This is a genomic window from Bradyrhizobium sp. (assembly GCF_035273305.1).
Taxonomy (GTDB): domain Bacteria; phylum Pseudomonadota; class Alphaproteobacteria; order Rhizobiales; family Xanthobacteraceae; genus Bradyrhizobium.
Window position 1 is genome coordinate 1 of sequence record NZ_DATEPI010000122.1, and the last position, 16,005, is coordinate 16,005.

Genomic DNA, 16,005 nt, shown 5'->3' on the forward strand with positions numbered 1-16,005 from the left:
CTGCAACTGGGCAAACAGGAAATTGAGATCAACGCCCGGCGTGCTGCCTCTCGACACGATGCCGACTTTGCTGGTCAGCGGATGCGCGCCGCCCAGACCATCGATCTGACGCTTGTCCGGCGACCCCATCACCGACAGCAGCACTTTATCGCGGGTCGGCTGGTCGGCAGGCAGATCAGTAGCCTTGAAGAAAGGGCCTCGTGACGTGCCTCCGCGCATGAAAAGACAGGGAATTGCAGTTTGCATGATCCGGACCCGACGTGACCGACGGCTTTACTGTGGCGAGTTGGACGAGCCTTCGCCAGCGTTCGCCTTCTATATCAGCTATACCAGTCCGGCATAGCCTGCCAGCGGCAACCATGCCGAAATGCTTAGGCAGGAAGTCCGTGCACCAGCGCGCTCAGCAGCCGGATCATGCGTTGGGTCAGCGGCGTCGGGCGCTTGTGTGCCGAGATGGCCAGGCACAGCACGCTCACCGGCGCCGGATCGATCAGCCTGCGCAGCGTCAATTCACCGGAGCGCGCAGAGGCGGCGACGCCATTTGGCGTGAGCACCGCGTGACCATAGCCGGCGCAGACCAGATCGATGATCGAGGAGACGCTCGATACCTCCCACGCAATATCAAGCTTGATCCCGGCCAGGCCGGCTTGTGTCTCAAGCAGTCGGCGCATGGCGTGGACCCGCTCCGGAACGATCAGAGGGTAGCGCGGCAGCTCCTTCATCGGCAGCGCTGGCAATGCGGCCTTTTTCCGCCTGGATTTGCTGGCGGCATGACTGACCAGCCCAAGCGGCTCATGCAGCAATGGTGCAATCTCCAGTCCGGGCTGTGCCTCGGGATTATAGACCAGGCCGACATCGACGCGCCCGGTCGTTACCCACTCGACGATGTGGGTCGACAATCCCTCCACGATGGCGAGGCGCGCGGCGGGAAGCTGTTGCTTGAAGCGATCAATCAATGGGACCGTGAGCTGCCGTCCCATGCTCGGCGGCAACCCGATCGTAACGCGTCCAACCGGCTCATCGCGATTGGCGCCAAGGTCTTCACGCGCATGAGCCATCAACTGCATGACCGCGACACTGTGGTCGAACAGCCGCTTGCCGGCGTCGGTCAGGGTGACGCCGCGCCCGTTGCGAAGAAAGAGCTGCTGGGTCAACTCGGTCTCGAGGCTCCGCACCTGTCGGCTAAGCGCGGGCTGAGCGATATCGAGCGCCAATGCCGCCTTGCTGAAACTGCCCAGCTCCGCAACCTGCACGAAATATTCAAGCTGCTTGAGGTTCATGGAAACGAGGCAGTCCTGTCCTGGCGCAGTCCCCTGATGCCGTGCGCTCGGCGCGATAATCTAGCGCGGAAATCTCATTGCGGCGGCGCCTTTTATTGCTTCGGGATGCCGGCCCTGTCGATCACGGCGCGCCATTTGTCGATGTCGGATTTCAGCCGCGCTGAAATCTCCTCAGGCGTGCTTGCCTTGGCTTCAATGCCGAGTTCGAGAAGCTGTTTTTTCACGTTCGGCTCGTCCAATATTTCGCGCAAGCTGCGATTCAGCGTGCTTATGATCTCCGGCGGGGTGCCCTTGGGAGCGAAAAATGCGTTCCAGGAGACAACGTCGTAATCGGCAACGCCACTCTCGCGCAAGGTGGGAATAGCCGGCGTGGCTTCGGAGCGAACCGCGCCCGAGGAGGCAAGCGCCCGGATCTTGTGGTCGATGAGATTGCCCTTCATTGAGGAGTAACTGTCGATCATGAGAGCGAGATTGCCCTGCATGGTGGACACCAGAAGTTCGGGGCTCGCACGATAGGGAACGATGGTGAAATCAATTCCCGCTGCGGTCTTGAACAGCTCCGCCGATAGATTTTGCGTGCTTCCGACATTGATCGTTCCGATGTTGAGCGCGCCCGGTTTTGCTTTCGCGGCCGTGATAAAATCGGCAAGCGTTTTGAATTCCGAGTTGGCATTGGTTGCGAATATGAAATCAAAAAAGCCTATACTGGAAATCGGCACGAAATCCCGCAGCGGATCGTAAGGCAAGCTCTTGAACAAGGACACGCTGACCGCGGTGCCATTCGACAGCAATGCCAGCGTATGCCCGTCCGGCGGAGAGGAGATGACGGTTCGGGCCGCGGCGATGCCGCCGGCGCCGGGCTGGTTTTCGATATAGAAACGACCGCCGAGCTTGGCGCCGAGCCTTTCGGCAACAACGCGCGCAGTGATGTCGGCAACACCACCGGCCGCGAAAGGCAAAATGATGCGCACCGCCTTGCTCGGATATTTGGTCTCGGCAGTACTCGCGCGCTGGGGAATTGCCAGCCCGAGCATGACAATCAACGCTAACGAGAGCCGGAGGAACATGCGGAAAGTGCTATTGCTGGCTGTGATCGGCAAATTCGCAGGAGGCGGCATCGGGGCAGGGTACTCGTTATTGCGCTGTGTCGGAGCTATCAGCAAAGGGAGCAGCATGGCTATCGTGAACGCCCTGCGTACTATAACTTCGAATTAGAGTGGAGGAGATACTCATGAAACTAATTGGTGTGTTGGCCGCACTTTGCGCGATTTGTAGTCCGGTGATGGCTCAAACCAGCGAATGTCAATCGATCGCAAAAGCAAGCAATCGGCTCGCTTGCTACGACAAAGCCATGCCGCCATTGCCCAAGGGAAAGACTGCCGCCACGTCGCCTGTTTCGTCAGTGGAGCCGGCCCAGCTTGGCGACGCGTTGGCCGCGGAAAACGCCCGGCTGGACGTAAAGATCAACAATATTTGTCGCGGTTGTTGAACGCTCCAAGTCCCGCTTGCGTGAGATTTCGGCCATATCAGCGGTCGATCCCGGCGCGATCGGACCGGGCCGGCTCATCTTGGTGGTCGGCCCGAGCGGCGCCGGCAAGGACACGTTGATACGCCTCGCGCAGGTCACCTGCGGCGGTGACAACAAATTCATCTTTGCGCGCCGCGTAGTCACGCGCGCGGCCACGGCTTACGAAAGTAATGAGCAGGTCAGCCCGGAAACCTTTCGGCTGGCGCGTATCGAGCGCGAGTTTGCGGTGGATTGGGAGGCGCACGGCCATTGCTATGCCTTGCCACGCGCGATCGTCGACGACATCCGAGCGAACCACACCGTCATCGCCAATGTATCGCGTACGGTCGTTGACGCGATGCGCCGTGCCTACGCCAACGTGACGGTTGTTTTGATAACGGCGCCGCCTGAAATTCTGGTCACACGTCTGTCCGCGCGAGGACGCGACAGCGATGGCCACATTGCAGACAGGCTTAGCCGCGGAGATGGCAGCGTGACGCCCGACTTCACGATCACAAATATCGGCGGCGCCGACGACCATGCGCGTGAATTGGTGAGGATCATCAGAGCGGATTAGATGTGGTCTGACGCGTTTTCTTCACGCGAACCGTCCTCCACTTCGCTCGAAAACGCTCTCCAGTACTGCGGCACCCAGAGGACCGTGAATCGATCGCATAATTTGTGATTTCGCTTGCTGCGATGCGGTAGGCGAGCGGCATGGGACAAGCATGCTGTCAATTTACACACAGCTATTTGAAACATGCTCGCCCAGAGCATGCTAAGGTGCCGTGGCAAATTTGGCTTCACACCTCCGGAGTGGAGTTCATGAAAAAGCTCGTTGAAATTCGCGGACTCGAATCGATTTGCCGAGAGCGTGCCATGCTGGATTCCGAGCGTAAAATTTTCTGGCTGGCGCAAGCAGAAGAATGGGAGCAGCGCGCGATTGACGAAATTGCGCTGCACTTCAGGGAATGCAACGGCGATCACGAGCAGTCCGGCGCTTCCCACTAGAGACGCCACTCACTAGACAGGCCATTTACTGGATCAGAACAAGCGGGCTTGCGGGCGCATCATGACGCTCGCGCTTCTCAACAGCCGGCTGTTCGGGTCTCAGTATGGCGCGCCGGTTCAACCGGCGCGATCAGCACTCAGCGCAATCGCGCGACGGTCGCTTGGGGCTGTCCTTGCGGCACCTGGATGGTCTGCCTGACTTCAGCGCAGCAGTCCGAACACTCATAAACAAAATCGATCCTGGCCATATTCCAGTGCGGCTCGACTTCCCTGACATACATTGGCAGGAGTCCTACGCAGCCGGGACAGATCATTGGGGCGATGTCGGCTTCGTGCTGATCGCGATGCTGAATGTAGGCTGGCATTTCGGCTCTCCTTCACACGCAAGCACGTGAATCTCAACCCCACGCTAATTTAGCAGCGGTTCGCGCAGCACATCATGAACTCTCTCGAACGTACAAAGAACGCATCCATATTGTTCGTTTCTGTGGCATTCCTGTAACATTTCCATTCGCCACCAGATCGCCACAACTTGCTTCTGTTTGCTCCGACCGTTCAACTGCGGCGGTGGCTTTCTCGGACGCAATGTCGGAACAATCGCCTGCAACGGGGAAACAACAGGGAGAACTGCAATGATCGGGTTTTCTGTGCAACCGATTGGGCGCAGGGTGAGTCCGGAATTCGTTCGCAAATACCGATCGCTGCCAGTGGCGAATGTCAGCGATTGCATGTCGCGGCTGACGGGCGCCGGGCCACGCTTGCGGCCATATCATGGCGAAGGTGTGATGTCGGGGCCGGCGTTGACCGTGAAGACCCGGCCCGGCGATAATTTGATTGTGCACAAGGCGCTCGACGTCGCGTTGCCCGGCGACGTGGTCGTTGTCGATGCGGGAGGCGACCTGACCAATTCGATCGTCGGCGAGATCATGATCAGCTATGCGATCAATCGTGGGCTGGCTGGTCTCGTCATCAACGGCTCGATCAGGGATTCCGATGCGCTTCGCCGGCTGAGTTTTCCGGTTTACGCCGCCGGCGTCACTCATCGCGGGCCATTGAAGACCGGTCCCGGAGAAATCGGGAGGCCGATTGCATTCGACGGGATGGTAATCGAGCCCGGCGACTTGATCATTGGTGACGGTGATGGCGTGCTTTGCATTCCCTTCCATGAGGTCGAGGAGGTGTACCAGGCGGCCGCGGCCAAAAAGAAATCGGAAGACAAGACTTTGGCCGATTTGAAGGCTGGCGGATCAATGGACCGAAGCTGGGTCGACGCTGCCCTCAAGCAGTTGGGTTGTGAATTCCGCGAATGAGTCAGTGGCGAAACCGGGCAGGGACCGGCGGCGGCATCGATCGCCAACGCCATTGCCAACGCCACCGGGAAAGGGTTGCCCGATCTGCCATTGACGCGAAAGAAGATCAAGGATGCGATCGACGCCTGAATGCTGTTAAACCCTCGCCCGTGGGCACAGCCGTGCCCGTTGAAATTGTTGTTTCCAAGGAGTGAAGTCCATGACGCACGCCATCCGCTTTCACAAGACCGGCGGCCCCGAAGTTCTGGCCTGGGAGGAAGTCGCTCTCGGCAAACCAGGTCCCGGAGAAGCGCGCATTCGCCATACCGCGGTCGGGCTGAACTTCATCGACATCTATAATCGATCAGGCCTTTATCCGGTGCAGTTGCCAAGCGGGCTCGGCGGTGAGGCCGCCGGCGTTGTCGAGGAAGTCGGGTCCGGCGTCACCGACCTGAAAGCCGGGGACCGTGTTGCCTATGGCGCCGCGCCGCTTGGGGCCTATGCCGAAGCCCGACTGATCCCCGCCGAGCGCCTGCTGAAAATTCCCGATGGGATCGACGACAAGATCGCGGCGGCGATGATGCTGAAGGGGCTGACGGCGCAATACCTGATCCGCCAGACGTATCGCGTCAAAGCCGGTGACACCATCCTGCTGCATGCAGCTGCGGGCGGCGTGGGTACGATTCTCAGCCAATGGGCGAAACATCTCGGCGCCACCGTGATCGGCACCGTCGGCAGCGATGAAAAGGCGAAGCTCGCCAAGGCGAACGGTTGCGCCCACACGATCATCTATACACGCGAGGATTTCGTAAAGCGCGTGGACGAGATCACCGGCGGCAAGAAGGTGCCGGTGGTTTATGATTCCGTCGGCAAGGACACTTTCCTGAAATCGCTCGATTGCCTGGCGCCACTCGGCGTCGCCGCGCTGTTCGGGCAATCATCCGGCAACGTCGATCCGCTCAATCTCGGGCTGCTGGCGCAAAAGGGATCGCTCTATGTCACCCGGCCGACGCTCTTCACCTATGCCGCCAAACGCGAGAACCTCGTCGCCATGGCGAAGGAATTGTTCGATGTCGTGAAATCCGGCGCGGTCAAGATCGAAGTGAACCAGACTTATCCGCTCAAGGAAGCGGCCAAGGCGCATGCCGATCTCGCCGCTCGCAAGACGACCGGCTCGACCGTGCTGACGATTTGAGGCCTGACGGTTTTTCTTTGCAAGAAAGTGGCATGAGGTGAGGCGGGCAGGTTGCCCGCCTCAATCACGTTTCTCCCTTGAAGCTCAGCAGGCGCCGGATCATCCGCAAGTTGGCATAGTCCACCATTTTTCCGTCGACGGTGACGGCAGCCTGACCGTTCCGTTCCGCTTCTTCCATTGCCGCAACCACGCGCTGGGCATAGGCCAGTTCCTCATCGGAGGGGATGAAGGCGTTGCGCGTGGCTTCAATCTGGGAAGGATGGATCACCTGCTTGCCATCGAATCCCATCGCCGCTGCCTTTGCCGCCGTGGCCGCGGTCGCAACCGGGTCGCGGAATGCGCCGCAGGGACCATCGATCGCGCGCAGACCGAACGCGCGCGCCGCCACCAGCAGGCGCATCATTGGATAGGCGAACAGATCGAGCGGAGTTTCCTTGTGTCCATCCGCAGCACTTCCGACGTGCCTGTATCCCGGTGGCGATGCGCCGATCTCGGCGCTGCGTGCTCCGATCGAAGCCGCGAAGTCACCGACGCCAAGATGCAATGCGCTCACAAGGCGATCCGATCCTGCAAGCGCCTCCACATGGATCAGCCCGCGTGCGGTTTCGATCAGCAACTCCATTTGCGGAAGCGTGGTGCGCGTTCCGGCGGCGGCTGAAATCCAGCTCGCGATCTTTGCGATATCAGCAACGCTTTCCGCCTTGGGAATGAGAAACGCATCGAGCCGCTCGATGCCGGCGAGATGCTTGATCTCAGATTCGATCATCGGACTGTCGACGGCATTGAGCCGAACGGCGACCGTCTTGTTGCCCCAATCGTGCGTGGTCAACGCGTTTGCGGCTGACTCGAGCGCGGCGGCTTTCTCCGCTGGCGGCACCGCATCTTCCAAATCCAGGAACACGGCGTCGGCTGCCGAGGCGGCTGCATTCTGGACCAGCCTGGTACGATGAGCAGGCGCAGCGAGATAGGTTCGGGTCAGGCGCGCAGCCGTCATGATGGCGTGTTTTCCAACAGGCCGAGTTCGGCCAGTATCGCATCCGTGTGCGCGCCTACGGCTGGAATGTCGCCCATGACCGGCGCTACGCCGGGAATGGTGATCGCTGGAAGGAAGCTCATCAGCGGACCGTTCGGCGAGCCCACTTTCTGCACGCGATCGCGCGCATGAAGTTGCGGATGCGCCAGGAATTCTTCGACGCTGTTCATGTTGGCGTTGGCGATGGCGGCAGCGTCGAGCCGTTGCAGCACCTGCGTGGCGGAGAATTTTGCGAAGTGCTGCTCGATGATCGCCTGCAGCGCGTCGCGGTGCTGCATCCGCTGTGGGTTGGTGCAGAAGCGCCGATCGCTTGCCAGCTGCGCATCCTCCAGCACCTCACCGCAGAGCGCGTTCCATTCCCGCTCGTTCTGGATGCCGAAGAACACCACCGCTCCATCGCCGCAGCGAAACGGACCATAGGGCGCGATGGTGGCATGCCGGGTGCCGCTGCGGATCAGGGGCTTACCCGCGCCATCGGTGTAATAGGCGGGATAGCTCATCCACTCGGTCATGGAATCGAAGAGCGAGACTTCGAAGGCCATGCCCTTGCCGGTGCGCTCGCGATTGAACAGCGCCATCAGCACGCCGTTGACGACGTACATGCCGGTCGCGGTATCGACGACGGCGATGCCGCATTTCGCCGGTTGCTCCTCGGTGCCGTTGACCGAGATAAATCCTGCCTCGCACTGAACCAGGAGGTCGTAGGCCTTTTTCTCACTGTACGGGCCGCCGCTGCCGTAACCGGAAATGTCGCATGCGATCAAACGCGGGAAGCGCCCGACGAGGGTCGCCGCGTCCAGGCCTTGTCGTTTGGCCGCTCCCGGCGCGAGATTTTGCAGGAACACGTCAGCACGCGGCAACAGCGCGTCGAGCACGCGCTTGCCTTCGATGCTTTTGAGGTCGAGCGAAAGGCTCTCCTTGGAGCGATTGGTCCAGGCGAACTGGCTCGACATGCCGTTCATCACTTGATCGTAGTCGCGGCAGAAGTCGCCTTTGCCGGGGCGCTCGATCTTGATGACCCGCGCTCCCCAATCGGCAAGATGCCGGCTTGCAAGCGGTGCGGCGATCGCCTGCTCGAGCGATACGACAGTAATGCCTGACAGCGGCAGGTTCGCCCGTGTTCCGTCCATGATTATCTCCGATCATTTTCGATCGGGTATAGCCGGTTCCTGGCTCGAAGCGGAATACCGATTGGATGCGCTGTTATGCGGCGGCGCCGCTACTCCGCCGACGCCGGCGCGCGTTCGAGCGCGTCATCGTGACCGAGCATGAGCACGATACCCATGGCGATGATCCCGAGGGCCGCCAGCAGCAGCAGCCCGCCTGCGTAGCTGCCGGTGTGGTCCTTGATCCAGCCCATCGCAAATGGTCCCGCAAAACCAGCGAGGTTGCCAATCGAATTGATGACCGCGATCCCCGCGGCAGCCGCCGCGCCAGACAGGAATGCGGTCGGGAGTGTCCAGAACACCGGGAGGCAAGCGAAGATTCCAAAGCCGGCTACGCAAAACGACAGCATCTTTAGCGTGGGATCATCGAGCGCGGTGGACACCGCGATACCGGCGGCGGCGAGGAACAGGGGAAAGGCCGCGTGGAATCGCCGCTCGACGTGGCGATCGGAGCGACGGCCCCACCACACCATGGCGACAAGTCCGACCACATAAGGCGCAGCGGAGACAATCGTGGTGAGAAACGTGTTCAGGCCAAACGCTTTGACGATCTGAGGCAGGAAGAAGCTGAGCCCATAATTTGTCGCCACAGCGCCGAAATAGACCAGGCTCAGCCCGATCACGCGCGGGTTCACCAGCGCCTGGGTCACGGTATAGCTGTGCAGGGTCTCGCGATGGCGGCGCTCGACTTCCAGTCTTTCGGCTAGCCAGTTTCGCTCGTCGGTCGCGAGCCATGTCGCGTCTGCGGGCCGGTCGGTGAGATAAAAGAACACCACGCCGGCAAGAATGATCGCAGGCACGGCCTCAATGACGAACAGCCATTGCCAGCCGGCGAGACCAAGCCCGCCGTGTAGATACAGCAGTGCGCCCGAGATCGGCGCGCCAATCACGGTCGATAAGGGAATGGCGGCCATAAAGTAGCCGACGATCCGCGCCCGATATTCGGTAGGAAACCACAGTGTCAGATAGAAGATGATGCCGGGAAAGAAGCCGGCCTCGGCCGCACCGAGCAGAACCCGGAGCAGGTAAAAGGTGTGTTCGTTGCCGAGTCCGGTGGCGCGGGCGATATTCGGAATAAACGCCATCGCGCCCGAGAGTATTCCCCAGCTCAGCATGATCCGGGCGATCCACTTGCGCGCGCCGAAGCGTTCCAGCAGCAGGTTGGATGGCACCTCGAAGATGAAATAGGCAATAAAAAAGATTCCGGCGCCGAAGCCGAATGCGGTCTGTGAAAGACCGAGATCCTGGTTCATCGTGAGCGCCGCGAAGCCGACGTTCACCCGGTCCAGATAGGCCACGAAGTAACAGATGATCAGGAACGGCACCAGGCGCTTCGAGACCCTGGCTATGGTGCGGATTTCCAGCGCATGCATCATTGCCGCCCGACAGCTTCACGCCGAACAAGTACCGGAGCCCCTTGTCGCCATCACCCTCACGGCACCATGGCCATGAAGTGCCGGATGACGCCGCCAATGTTCGCGTGATGGCGACGATGATGGCGTGGCGTCAGACTGGTTTCGCGGGAAGCCGTGGAGCGACCCGGGCCGATCGCCTCGAACTGCGCCCTCTGCTCGTCACTCAGCTTGTCATAGAAATCGTCAAGCGCGGTGCGAACACTCTTGACTGCGTCGAGCATGACCTCGAGCCGTTTGCGGACAGCCTCAAGCCGCGCCGGCGGCGTAATGGCTTCATTGGTCTGGCACGATGCTTTCAGCATGTCCGCCGCCTTCGCGGTCGCATCCTGCAGCGCTGCTAGACTTGCGCGTTGTGCTTCGGTCGGATGGACTCTCGCGTCGATCTCGTCGGTTGGCCAGCCGGTCACGCCGGCTTGCGTTCCGCCGCAGCTATCGATCAGCGAGTCGCCTCTCTTCGTTGAAGTTTCCGTTGAAGTTTCCGCCCGTCGTTGATCCTGGCCGAGCGCATTGAGCCGCGCCTTCTGCTGATCGTCGAGCAGATTGTAGAACCTTTGCAGCGGCGGCTGAACAATGTCGACTGCCGAAATCATCGCTTCGATCCGCTGCTGCATCACGGCGATGCGTGCCGGCGCCGTCAGGGGGATCTGGGTCGGACATGCCGACCTGATTTGCTCGGCCGCCTTTTGCGAGGCATTGGCGAGATCGTCCAGGGCGGCGCGCTGGGCATCGCTCAGTTGAAGGGTCTGCTGGATCTGATCGATCGGCAGACCGGCAATGTCCCGGCTGTCATCGCCGCATAGTTGCGCCAATTGATCCGGCGTCTTGCCGGATGTCTCAGAGGTCTGACGCCCGCTGACCCGGCGACCACCGCCGCGGTCCTGCCAATAGCCGGCGAGGGCGTCATAGCCGTACGGTGAAAAGATGCCGGCGTAGATGTCGCCATAGCCGTAATCCCAGAACGGATCATCATAGCCATAGCCCCACAGCGTGTAGTCGTAGATGTCATAATAGGCGAACGGCCAGAATAGCGGGCCAACCCAGCCGTACCCTCCATGCCGATGCCGCCACCATCCGTCCCGGCTGCGGCCGGCGTGCCATCCTGCGGTGGCCGCGGTCGCGGCGATGTGGGCGCGGGTCCGGGGATTTATGAGTCCGGCCCGGTTGTTCAAAGCTCTCGACATGGCGTGAGAGTTCAGCGCATTCCGCACCGCTCTCGATCTCACGCTGGCGTTTCTGTTTGCGAGGGTTGCCGCTTCTCTGTTTCGGCCGAACCTTGCCGCCTCGCGATTGCGATCGACCGCCGCGTTCCGGTTAGGACCGCGCGCTGTAATCGAACGCTGCGCATGGGAACGCTGGGCATGGAAACTGGGTCGCGCAGCAGATCGCACGCCCGCTGCCCTGCCGCTGAATCGCGGGCCGGCTGTTCTGCCGCTGAAGTGACGTCCGCCGAAATGCGGTCCGCCCCCGAAACGCGGGCCACCGCCACCGAAACGTGGTCCACCGCCGCCAATGTGAGGCGCACCGCCAAAACGCATTCCACCGCCGCCGATGTGCGGACCACCACCTCCGATGTGCGGAGCGCCACCAAAGCGCATGCCTCCGCCGCCACCGCCGCCAAAATGTCCGCCGGCGCCGCCACCCATCGCGTGCGGCGCGCCGCCGCCGCCGCCGCCGAAGTGTCCGCCGCCGCCACCTCGTCCAGGTTGCGCGTAAGCGCCACCAGCCAGAATTGCGGTCAGAGCAACGACGCTAAGGATCTTGATATGTGACATGGCACCCTCGGGCGCCCCCCGCGAGTCTCCAATCAGGCAGCTTTGTTGGCGTCGAATAACCCGCCCGATCTGCCGAAGTTCCCGTGACCCGCGGCGGGGGTGCTTAACTGGTTGCGCGTTGAGCGCGGATCGGAACCGCCGGTTGGGTGCGCGATTATCCCGTTCATTCCCTGGAGGAGGGGCGCATGACATTGACCAATATGTGGTTCGCGCTTGTGCTGGCGCTTGCCGGCACCGTCGCATACGCACAAAACGGAGCTCCGAGCGGGCGGGGTTCTCTCACCGGCGATCCCGCGGCAAGCTCCGCCACCCCCGGCACATCGCCGACGACCGGAAGTTCGATGAAGCCCAGTCCCAGCGGGAGCGGTACGTCCACCTCGGGCGGCAGCGATGCTAACGGCGATCAGGGCAGGGACAAGATGCCCGAGACCCAGAACGAAAAATCGCCCAAAAAGAATTGAGCGTTCGCTAGGGCCGTCGAGCGTCAACTTCCCGATGCGTCGGCTTTAAGCAGGTCGCGGGCATGATCGAAACGGTTGGCCTGCAGGTTCGCGCGTGATATCGGGACCGCCGGGAGCGCGGCTTCCGCCAGAATGTCGGCGGTGATGTCCTCGATCGAACAATCGGCGATCTCATGAATGAAGCTGATGTTCTTGTATTCACCGGAGACGATGCGTGAGATGACTTCGCGCCGGGTGATTTCGGGATCGACGATGGCTTCGCGTCCACGCCGCCCATAATCGATCATCACGACAAAATACTGCATGCGGCATGCTCTGCTATTTCCTCCCGGCGGGTGGATGTGACCTGCAATTATTTCGGAAAATCAGAAATAAGTCAAGCCTCTATTTCTGAAAAACAGAATTCGTTCTCCAATCGAGGTTCGAATCAAGGAATCAGCCCGACGGGTGCCGGTTTGGGACGGCCCTATCTCTCCGGCGCGCGGCCGCCATGGGCCTTTGCCGCCTTGCGCGCCCGGGCCGCCGACCTGGCCCGCAAACGTTCGATCTGGCCCCGAGGCAGCGTGACGCAGATTTCTCCGATCCATTCCAGCTTCACGCCCGTGATGGGCTTGGCGTTGAAGCTGGTGAGATTGACCACGGTCGGGGATTTTCCCCGGTCGATGGTTTTCAAATAGCGCTCGCCCGTCTTCAGCCTGACCGCCGCCTCTTCGCCGTAGAAGCTTGAAACGGGATGGCGCTGCTCGCGGTAGACCACGATCACATCGCCATTCTCGTACTTCGGTAGCATCGAATCACCGGACACTTCGAAGGCGATGGTTTCCTCTGAAATAGGAAACGGCAGCTCGACTTCCCCGAGGCCCTCCGGTGGCACTTGCTCATGTTCAGGCTCGATCGCGGCGCCGGCCCCGACCCGCCCCATGATAGGCACCGAATTCAGCTCGAGGTAATCGATGATCGGCTGGATTTCCGACGCCTTGATCAGCCGGATATCCGCCAGGATTTCCGAGACGGCGCCGGGGCGCACGCCCATTGCCGCCGCCAGACCGCCCTTGGTCTTGCCCGGCTTCTGCAGCCCCCGCTCGATCATCCTGACATCCAGCATCATGCATGTTTTCCGAATTTCAGAAATTATAGCAATTCCGATTATCAGAAATCAAGCTTGACTTTGATTTCGGAATATCCGAATTAGAGAACATAACATGAAACAGCGAGCGGGCGAGCATGCAGGAAAACAACTGGACACCAGAACATTCAGAGGCGCTGAGGCAGTATCTCGCCCGCGGGTTGTCGTATTCGGAGATCTCCGCCGCCATCAATTCGAAATTCAATACCAGCTACTCTCGCAACGCCGCGCTCGGCCGTGCCCGCCGCATGGGGCTTTCGAACTGCAGCCAGCCCAACGACCCTCCGTTCCATTGGCCGCGGCGGCCTTATTTGTCCAAAAGCTCATCTCTGCACGAAGCGCGCGAGCGCCATGCTCCCGAGGCCGCCAGGTTGAGCGCAGGCAGCGAGCGAGCGGAAGCGCCCAGGCTGCGGTGCGTCGCGATCGTGCCGCGCCATCTGTCGCTGGTCGATCTCGAACCCAACGATTGCCGCTATCCTTATGGCGGCGACGCGAACGGCGAACCCATCACCTTTTGCGCCCATCCTCGGTGCGAAGGTTCAAGCTACTGCACGCCGCATTTTCATCTGACGCTCGGCCCAGGCGCGCAATTGCAACGCCCGACCGGCAAACCTTCGCTGCGCGTCGTGGAGGCGGCATGAAGTCCGCGCACGTACAGAATGCCACGGGTGTGAACGGCAGGCTGCAGCTGTTACCTCGCCGCCATCGCATAGCGCATTTGCGCGCGCTGCTGCGCCAGCCGCTCGCTTGTTCGGTTCGCCGCGACCAACTCGCGGCGTTGCTGTGCATCGAAATGGTGGCCAATGAGAATCGACCAGCATGAACCGACCGTGGATGCCTCTTTATGTCGGCGATTATCTCGGCGACACCGGTCACCTCACCACCGCGCAGCACGGGGCCTACCTGCTGCTGATGATGCATTACTGGCGCAAGGGCGAATTGCCCGACGATGACCGGCAGCTCTCCAAGATCACCAAGCTTCCGCTGAAGACGTGGTGCGAGTACCGGCCGACCTTGCAGGATTTCTTTTACGACGGCTGGAAACACAAGCGCATCGACGCCGAGCTTGCGAAGATGACGCGCGTATCGCTGAAGCGCGCGGAAGCCGGACAAAAGGGCGGCATCGGTTCGGCGCTCGCGCGCATGAAGCTGGAAGACGCCTCGCGTTTTCGACACCCACCCTCCAGAGCAATTGCTGGGCGAGGGTCGGCCGATGCTTCGGCAAACGCCGACTACTCACACTCACATCAGAGTCTTCTTCAAGCGCAGACCCCGCCCGCTGATTCCGGAGAGCAGCGAGCGTCCAAGCCGGCAATTACCGTCAGCTCCGAGCTGGCGGCATATGTCGCCAGGCGAACAAGCTGACGCGAGCAACTCAACCAACTATCCGAGTGATTGACAGAAGGAGCAAGGCAAGTGGCACGGGCAAAGCGGAAGCTGCAAAGGTCGACCAAAGTGCATGACCGAAGATCCAACGAACTGCCGCGAAACGCCGAGGTGGCGGCGGTTGAAGTCGACGATCCGTTGGCGTTGGAACCGGGAGAAAAGATCGTCGCCCTGCGCTCGCTTCGCAACGATCCGCTGGGAAGACTGCATTCGCATCATCAGATCGACGAAGCTCAGTACCGGGGCGGACGCGCGTTCCAGGATGATTGGGAGAGGGCCGAGCGGGGCCCGCAGGCGGTCGATCAGACGCGCGAATATGTCGACGGCGGGCGTCCGCGAGAGCCGATCACCGAGCGTCAGCGCAAGGCGGTGCTGCGGCTCAACCGTGCCGAACGCGAACTGGGCGCCGACGGTTCCTCGCTGGTGCATGACGTGCTTGTGCTGGGATTGACGATGGAGCAGGTCGGGCAGCGGCGAGCATTGCGAGGTCAGCGGTGGATCGACTATTTCGCCCGGCGATTTCGCGAGTGTCTGGACCGCCTGGCCCTGATCTACGGATTTGCAACGCAGAAGAGGTAATTCACGTGGTTGGCGTCGCGGGCGTAAGTGGTGCGGTCCCGCGAGCCCGCGACCATCATTTATGCTTACTGAAAATGTAACGTGATCGGCGACGGCTGCCGTCTGGTGCGAGATAATCCGGACCCAAACAGGAATGAGAATGATCCAGAACCTGATCGGCGCCGCAACAAGCCCACAAATCGCGCGTTTTCGACGTCGACCCTCCTTGGGGCTCCAGCCTCCGCGAAAGGCATCCGTTAAAATTGGCGAGGACCGGTTTATCCGAATTTAGAGTTCCGCAGGTACTTTCCTTGCCGTTGAACCATTTCAGCACAACGTTATCAGGAGGCGGGTTTGAAGCGTAGCATTATGAAGTTTTTGTCTGACGAATCCGGTGCGACCGCGATTGAATACGGCCTGATCGCCGCAGGGATCGCCTTGGCGATCATTGCCGTTGTCAACGGCCTCGGCACCAACCTGAACACCAAGTTCAGCGACATCAACAGCTCGTTGAAGTAAAACTTGTTCTGCCTCCGTGTGGGGGAGAGTTGGTCTCAGTGAAACCCCGTCGGCATCTCGCCGGCGGGGTTTCATTGCTTCTGCACCGAGAGCGTACGACTCGGCGTCACCGCCGAGCGCGATCCATTACTGCTTCTGCTGCGGCTCCGTCGGCAGGTCCGGATGCGTCTCGTCATACACCAGCCACAGCTCCAGCGCGGCAAAGAACGCGACCGCGAGGCCTATGCCGATGCTGAAGTGCATCGCGCGGGTATGCGGAAAACCGAGTATCCAGGGCGAGGCGATCA

At 60.9% G+C, this 16,005-nt stretch carries 22 protein-coding genes; 12 read left to right on the forward strand and 10 right to left on the reverse strand.

Annotated features, from left to right (window positions below; all coding sequences use genetic code 11):
• The 3 genes from VJV58_RS08315 to VJV58_RS08325 form a co-directional block, all read right to left on the reverse strand.
• A partial coding sequence (locus tag VJV58_RS08315; RefSeq protein ID WP_324136862.1) for a PrpF domain-containing protein occupies positions 1-246 on the reverse strand: 246 nt, incomplete at its 3' end.
• A 125-nt stretch (positions 247-371) separates the two neighbouring features.
• Positions 372-1,280, reverse strand: coding sequence for a LysR family transcriptional regulator (locus VJV58_RS08320; protein WP_324136863.1), 909 nt, complete (start codon positions 1,278-1,280; stop codon positions 372-374).
• Between the two features lie 92 nt (positions 1,281-1,372).
• On the reverse strand, positions 1,373-2,398 hold the full coding sequence (locus VJV58_RS08325; protein WP_324136864.1) for a tripartite tricarboxylate transporter substrate binding protein: 1,026 nt from the start codon (positions 2,396-2,398) through the stop codon (positions 1,373-1,375).
• Positions 2,399-2,511: 113 nt separating this feature from the next.
• Here VJV58_RS08325 and VJV58_RS08330 point away from each other — a divergent pair, with 113 nt between their 5' ends.
• The 3 genes from VJV58_RS08330 (at position 2,512) to VJV58_RS08340 (ending at position 3,798) form a co-directional block, all read left to right on the forward strand.
• Positions 2,512-2,769 (forward strand): hypothetical protein, encoded by a 258-nt coding sequence (locus VJV58_RS08330; protein WP_324136865.1) that lies wholly within the window; start codon positions 2,512-2,514, stop codon positions 2,767-2,769.
• A gap of 16 nt (positions 2,770-2,785) precedes the next feature.
• Positions 2,786-3,364 (forward strand): phosphonate metabolism protein/1,5-bisphosphokinase (PRPP-forming) PhnN, encoded by a 579-nt coding sequence (gene phnN / locus VJV58_RS08335; RefSeq protein WP_324136866.1) that lies wholly within the window; start codon positions 2,786-2,788, stop codon positions 3,362-3,364.
• 140 nt (positions 3,365-3,504) lie between these two features.
• On the forward strand, positions 3,505-3,798 hold the full coding sequence (locus VJV58_RS08340) for a hypothetical protein (RefSeq protein ID WP_324136867.1): 294 nt from the start codon (positions 3,505-3,507) through the stop codon (positions 3,796-3,798).
• A gap of 137 nt (positions 3,799-3,935) precedes the next feature.
• Here VJV58_RS08340 and VJV58_RS08345 read toward each other — a convergent pair whose 3' ends face one another.
• Positions 3,936-4,163: a hypothetical protein gene (locus VJV58_RS08345; protein WP_324136868.1), complete on the reverse strand. Its 228-nt coding sequence runs from the start codon at positions 4,161-4,163 to the stop codon at positions 3,936-3,938.
• 267 nt (positions 4,164-4,430) lie between these two features.
• Between VJV58_RS08345 and VJV58_RS08350 the strand changes: the two genes are divergently transcribed.
• Both VJV58_RS08350 and VJV58_RS08355 read left to right on the forward strand, forming a co-directional pair.
• Positions 4,431-5,108 (forward strand): RraA family protein, encoded by a 678-nt coding sequence (locus tag VJV58_RS08350; protein ID WP_324136869.1) that lies wholly within the window; start codon positions 4,431-4,433, stop codon positions 5,106-5,108.
• Between the two features lie 199 nt (positions 5,109-5,307).
• The gene (locus VJV58_RS08355; protein ID WP_324136870.1) at positions 5,308-6,282 is read left to right on the forward strand and encodes a quinone oxidoreductase; all 975 of its coding nucleotides are present in this window, start codon (positions 5,308-5,310) and stop codon (positions 6,280-6,282) included.
• 64 nt (positions 6,283-6,346) lie between these two features.
• Here the strand turns inward: VJV58_RS08355 and VJV58_RS08360 are convergent, their stop codons facing one another.
• The 4 genes from VJV58_RS08360 to VJV58_RS08375 all read right to left on the reverse strand — a co-directional run bounded on the left by VJV58_RS08360 (position 6,347) and on the right by VJV58_RS08375 (position 11,077).
• Positions 6,347-7,276 carry a CoA ester lyase gene (locus tag VJV58_RS08360; RefSeq protein ID WP_324136871.1) on the reverse strand — a complete coding sequence of 310 codons (930 nt, stop codon included), beginning with the start codon at positions 7,274-7,276 and terminating at the stop codon, positions 6,347-6,349.
• Positions 7,273-8,445 carry a CaiB/BaiF CoA-transferase family protein gene (locus VJV58_RS08365; protein ID WP_324136872.1) on the reverse strand — a complete coding sequence of 391 codons (1,173 nt, stop codon included), beginning with the start codon at positions 8,443-8,445 and terminating at the stop codon, positions 7,273-7,275. The genes VJV58_RS08360 and VJV58_RS08365 overlap by 4 nt, the downstream gene beginning before the upstream one ends.
• Before the next feature lie 89 nt (positions 8,446-8,534).
• Positions 8,535-9,857, reverse strand: coding sequence for an MFS transporter (locus VJV58_RS08370; protein ID WP_324136873.1), 1,323 nt, complete (start codon positions 9,855-9,857; stop codon positions 8,535-8,537).
• Between the two features lie 56 nt (positions 9,858-9,913).
• The gene (locus tag VJV58_RS08375) at positions 9,914-11,077 is read right to left on the reverse strand and encodes a Spy/CpxP family protein refolding chaperone (RefSeq protein WP_324136874.1); all 1,164 of its coding nucleotides are present in this window, start codon (positions 11,075-11,077) and stop codon (positions 9,914-9,916) included.
• Positions 11,078-11,347: 270 nt separating this feature from the next.
• On the opposite strand from VJV58_RS08375, the gene VJV58_RS08380 reads away from it, so the two are divergent.
• Both VJV58_RS08380 and VJV58_RS08385 read left to right on the forward strand, forming a co-directional pair.
• Positions 11,348-11,665: a hypothetical protein gene (locus tag VJV58_RS08380; RefSeq protein WP_324136875.1), complete on the forward strand. Its 318-nt coding sequence runs from the start codon at positions 11,348-11,350 to the stop codon at positions 11,663-11,665.
• 188 nt (positions 11,666-11,853) lie between these two features.
• The gene (locus tag VJV58_RS08385) at positions 11,854-12,129 is read left to right on the forward strand and encodes a hypothetical protein (protein ID WP_324136876.1); all 276 of its coding nucleotides are present in this window, start codon (positions 11,854-11,856) and stop codon (positions 12,127-12,129) included.
• A 23-nt stretch (positions 12,130-12,152) separates the two neighbouring features.
• Here VJV58_RS08385 and VJV58_RS08390 read toward each other — a convergent pair whose 3' ends face one another.
• Together VJV58_RS08390 and VJV58_RS08395 are read right to left on the reverse strand one after the other, a co-directional pair.
• The gene (locus tag VJV58_RS08390; protein WP_324136877.1) at positions 12,153-12,434 is read right to left on the reverse strand and encodes a hypothetical protein; all 282 of its coding nucleotides are present in this window, start codon (positions 12,432-12,434) and stop codon (positions 12,153-12,155) included.
• A gap of 161 nt (positions 12,435-12,595) precedes the next feature.
• A complete protein-coding gene (locus VJV58_RS08395; RefSeq protein WP_324136883.1) occupies positions 12,596-13,234 on the reverse strand; it encodes a S24 family peptidase in 639 nt (212 codons plus the stop codon).
• A 119-nt stretch (positions 13,235-13,353) separates the two neighbouring features.
• Here VJV58_RS08395 and VJV58_RS08400 point away from each other — a divergent pair, with 119 nt between their 5' ends.
• The 5 genes from VJV58_RS08400 to VJV58_RS08420 all read left to right on the forward strand — a co-directional run bounded on the left by VJV58_RS08400 (position 13,354) and on the right by VJV58_RS08420 (position 15,718).
• Positions 13,354-13,896 (forward strand): GcrA family cell cycle regulator, encoded by a 543-nt coding sequence (locus VJV58_RS08400; RefSeq protein WP_324136878.1) that lies wholly within the window; start codon positions 13,354-13,356, stop codon positions 13,894-13,896.
• Positions 13,893-14,078 carry a hypothetical protein gene (locus VJV58_RS08405; RefSeq protein ID WP_324136879.1) on the forward strand — a complete coding sequence of 62 codons (186 nt, stop codon included), beginning with the start codon at positions 13,893-13,895 and terminating at the stop codon, positions 14,076-14,078. The genes VJV58_RS08400 and VJV58_RS08405 overlap by 4 nt, the downstream gene beginning before the upstream one ends.
• Positions 14,075-14,620 (forward strand): YdaU family protein, encoded by a 546-nt coding sequence (locus tag VJV58_RS08410; protein ID WP_324136880.1) that lies wholly within the window; start codon positions 14,075-14,077, stop codon positions 14,618-14,620. Before VJV58_RS08405 ends, VJV58_RS08410 begins: the two co-directional genes overlap by 4 nt.
• A 51-nt stretch (positions 14,621-14,671) precedes the next feature.
• A complete protein-coding gene (locus tag VJV58_RS08415) occupies positions 14,672-15,220 on the forward strand; it encodes a DUF6456 domain-containing protein (protein ID WP_324136881.1) in 549 nt (182 codons plus the stop codon).
• A 348-nt stretch (positions 15,221-15,568) separates the two neighbouring features.
• Positions 15,569-15,718 (forward strand): Flp family type IVb pilin, encoded by a 150-nt coding sequence (locus VJV58_RS08420; protein WP_414641449.1) that lies wholly within the window; start codon positions 15,569-15,571, stop codon positions 15,716-15,718.
• The last annotated feature ends 287 nt before the right edge of the window (positions 15,719-16,005 follow it).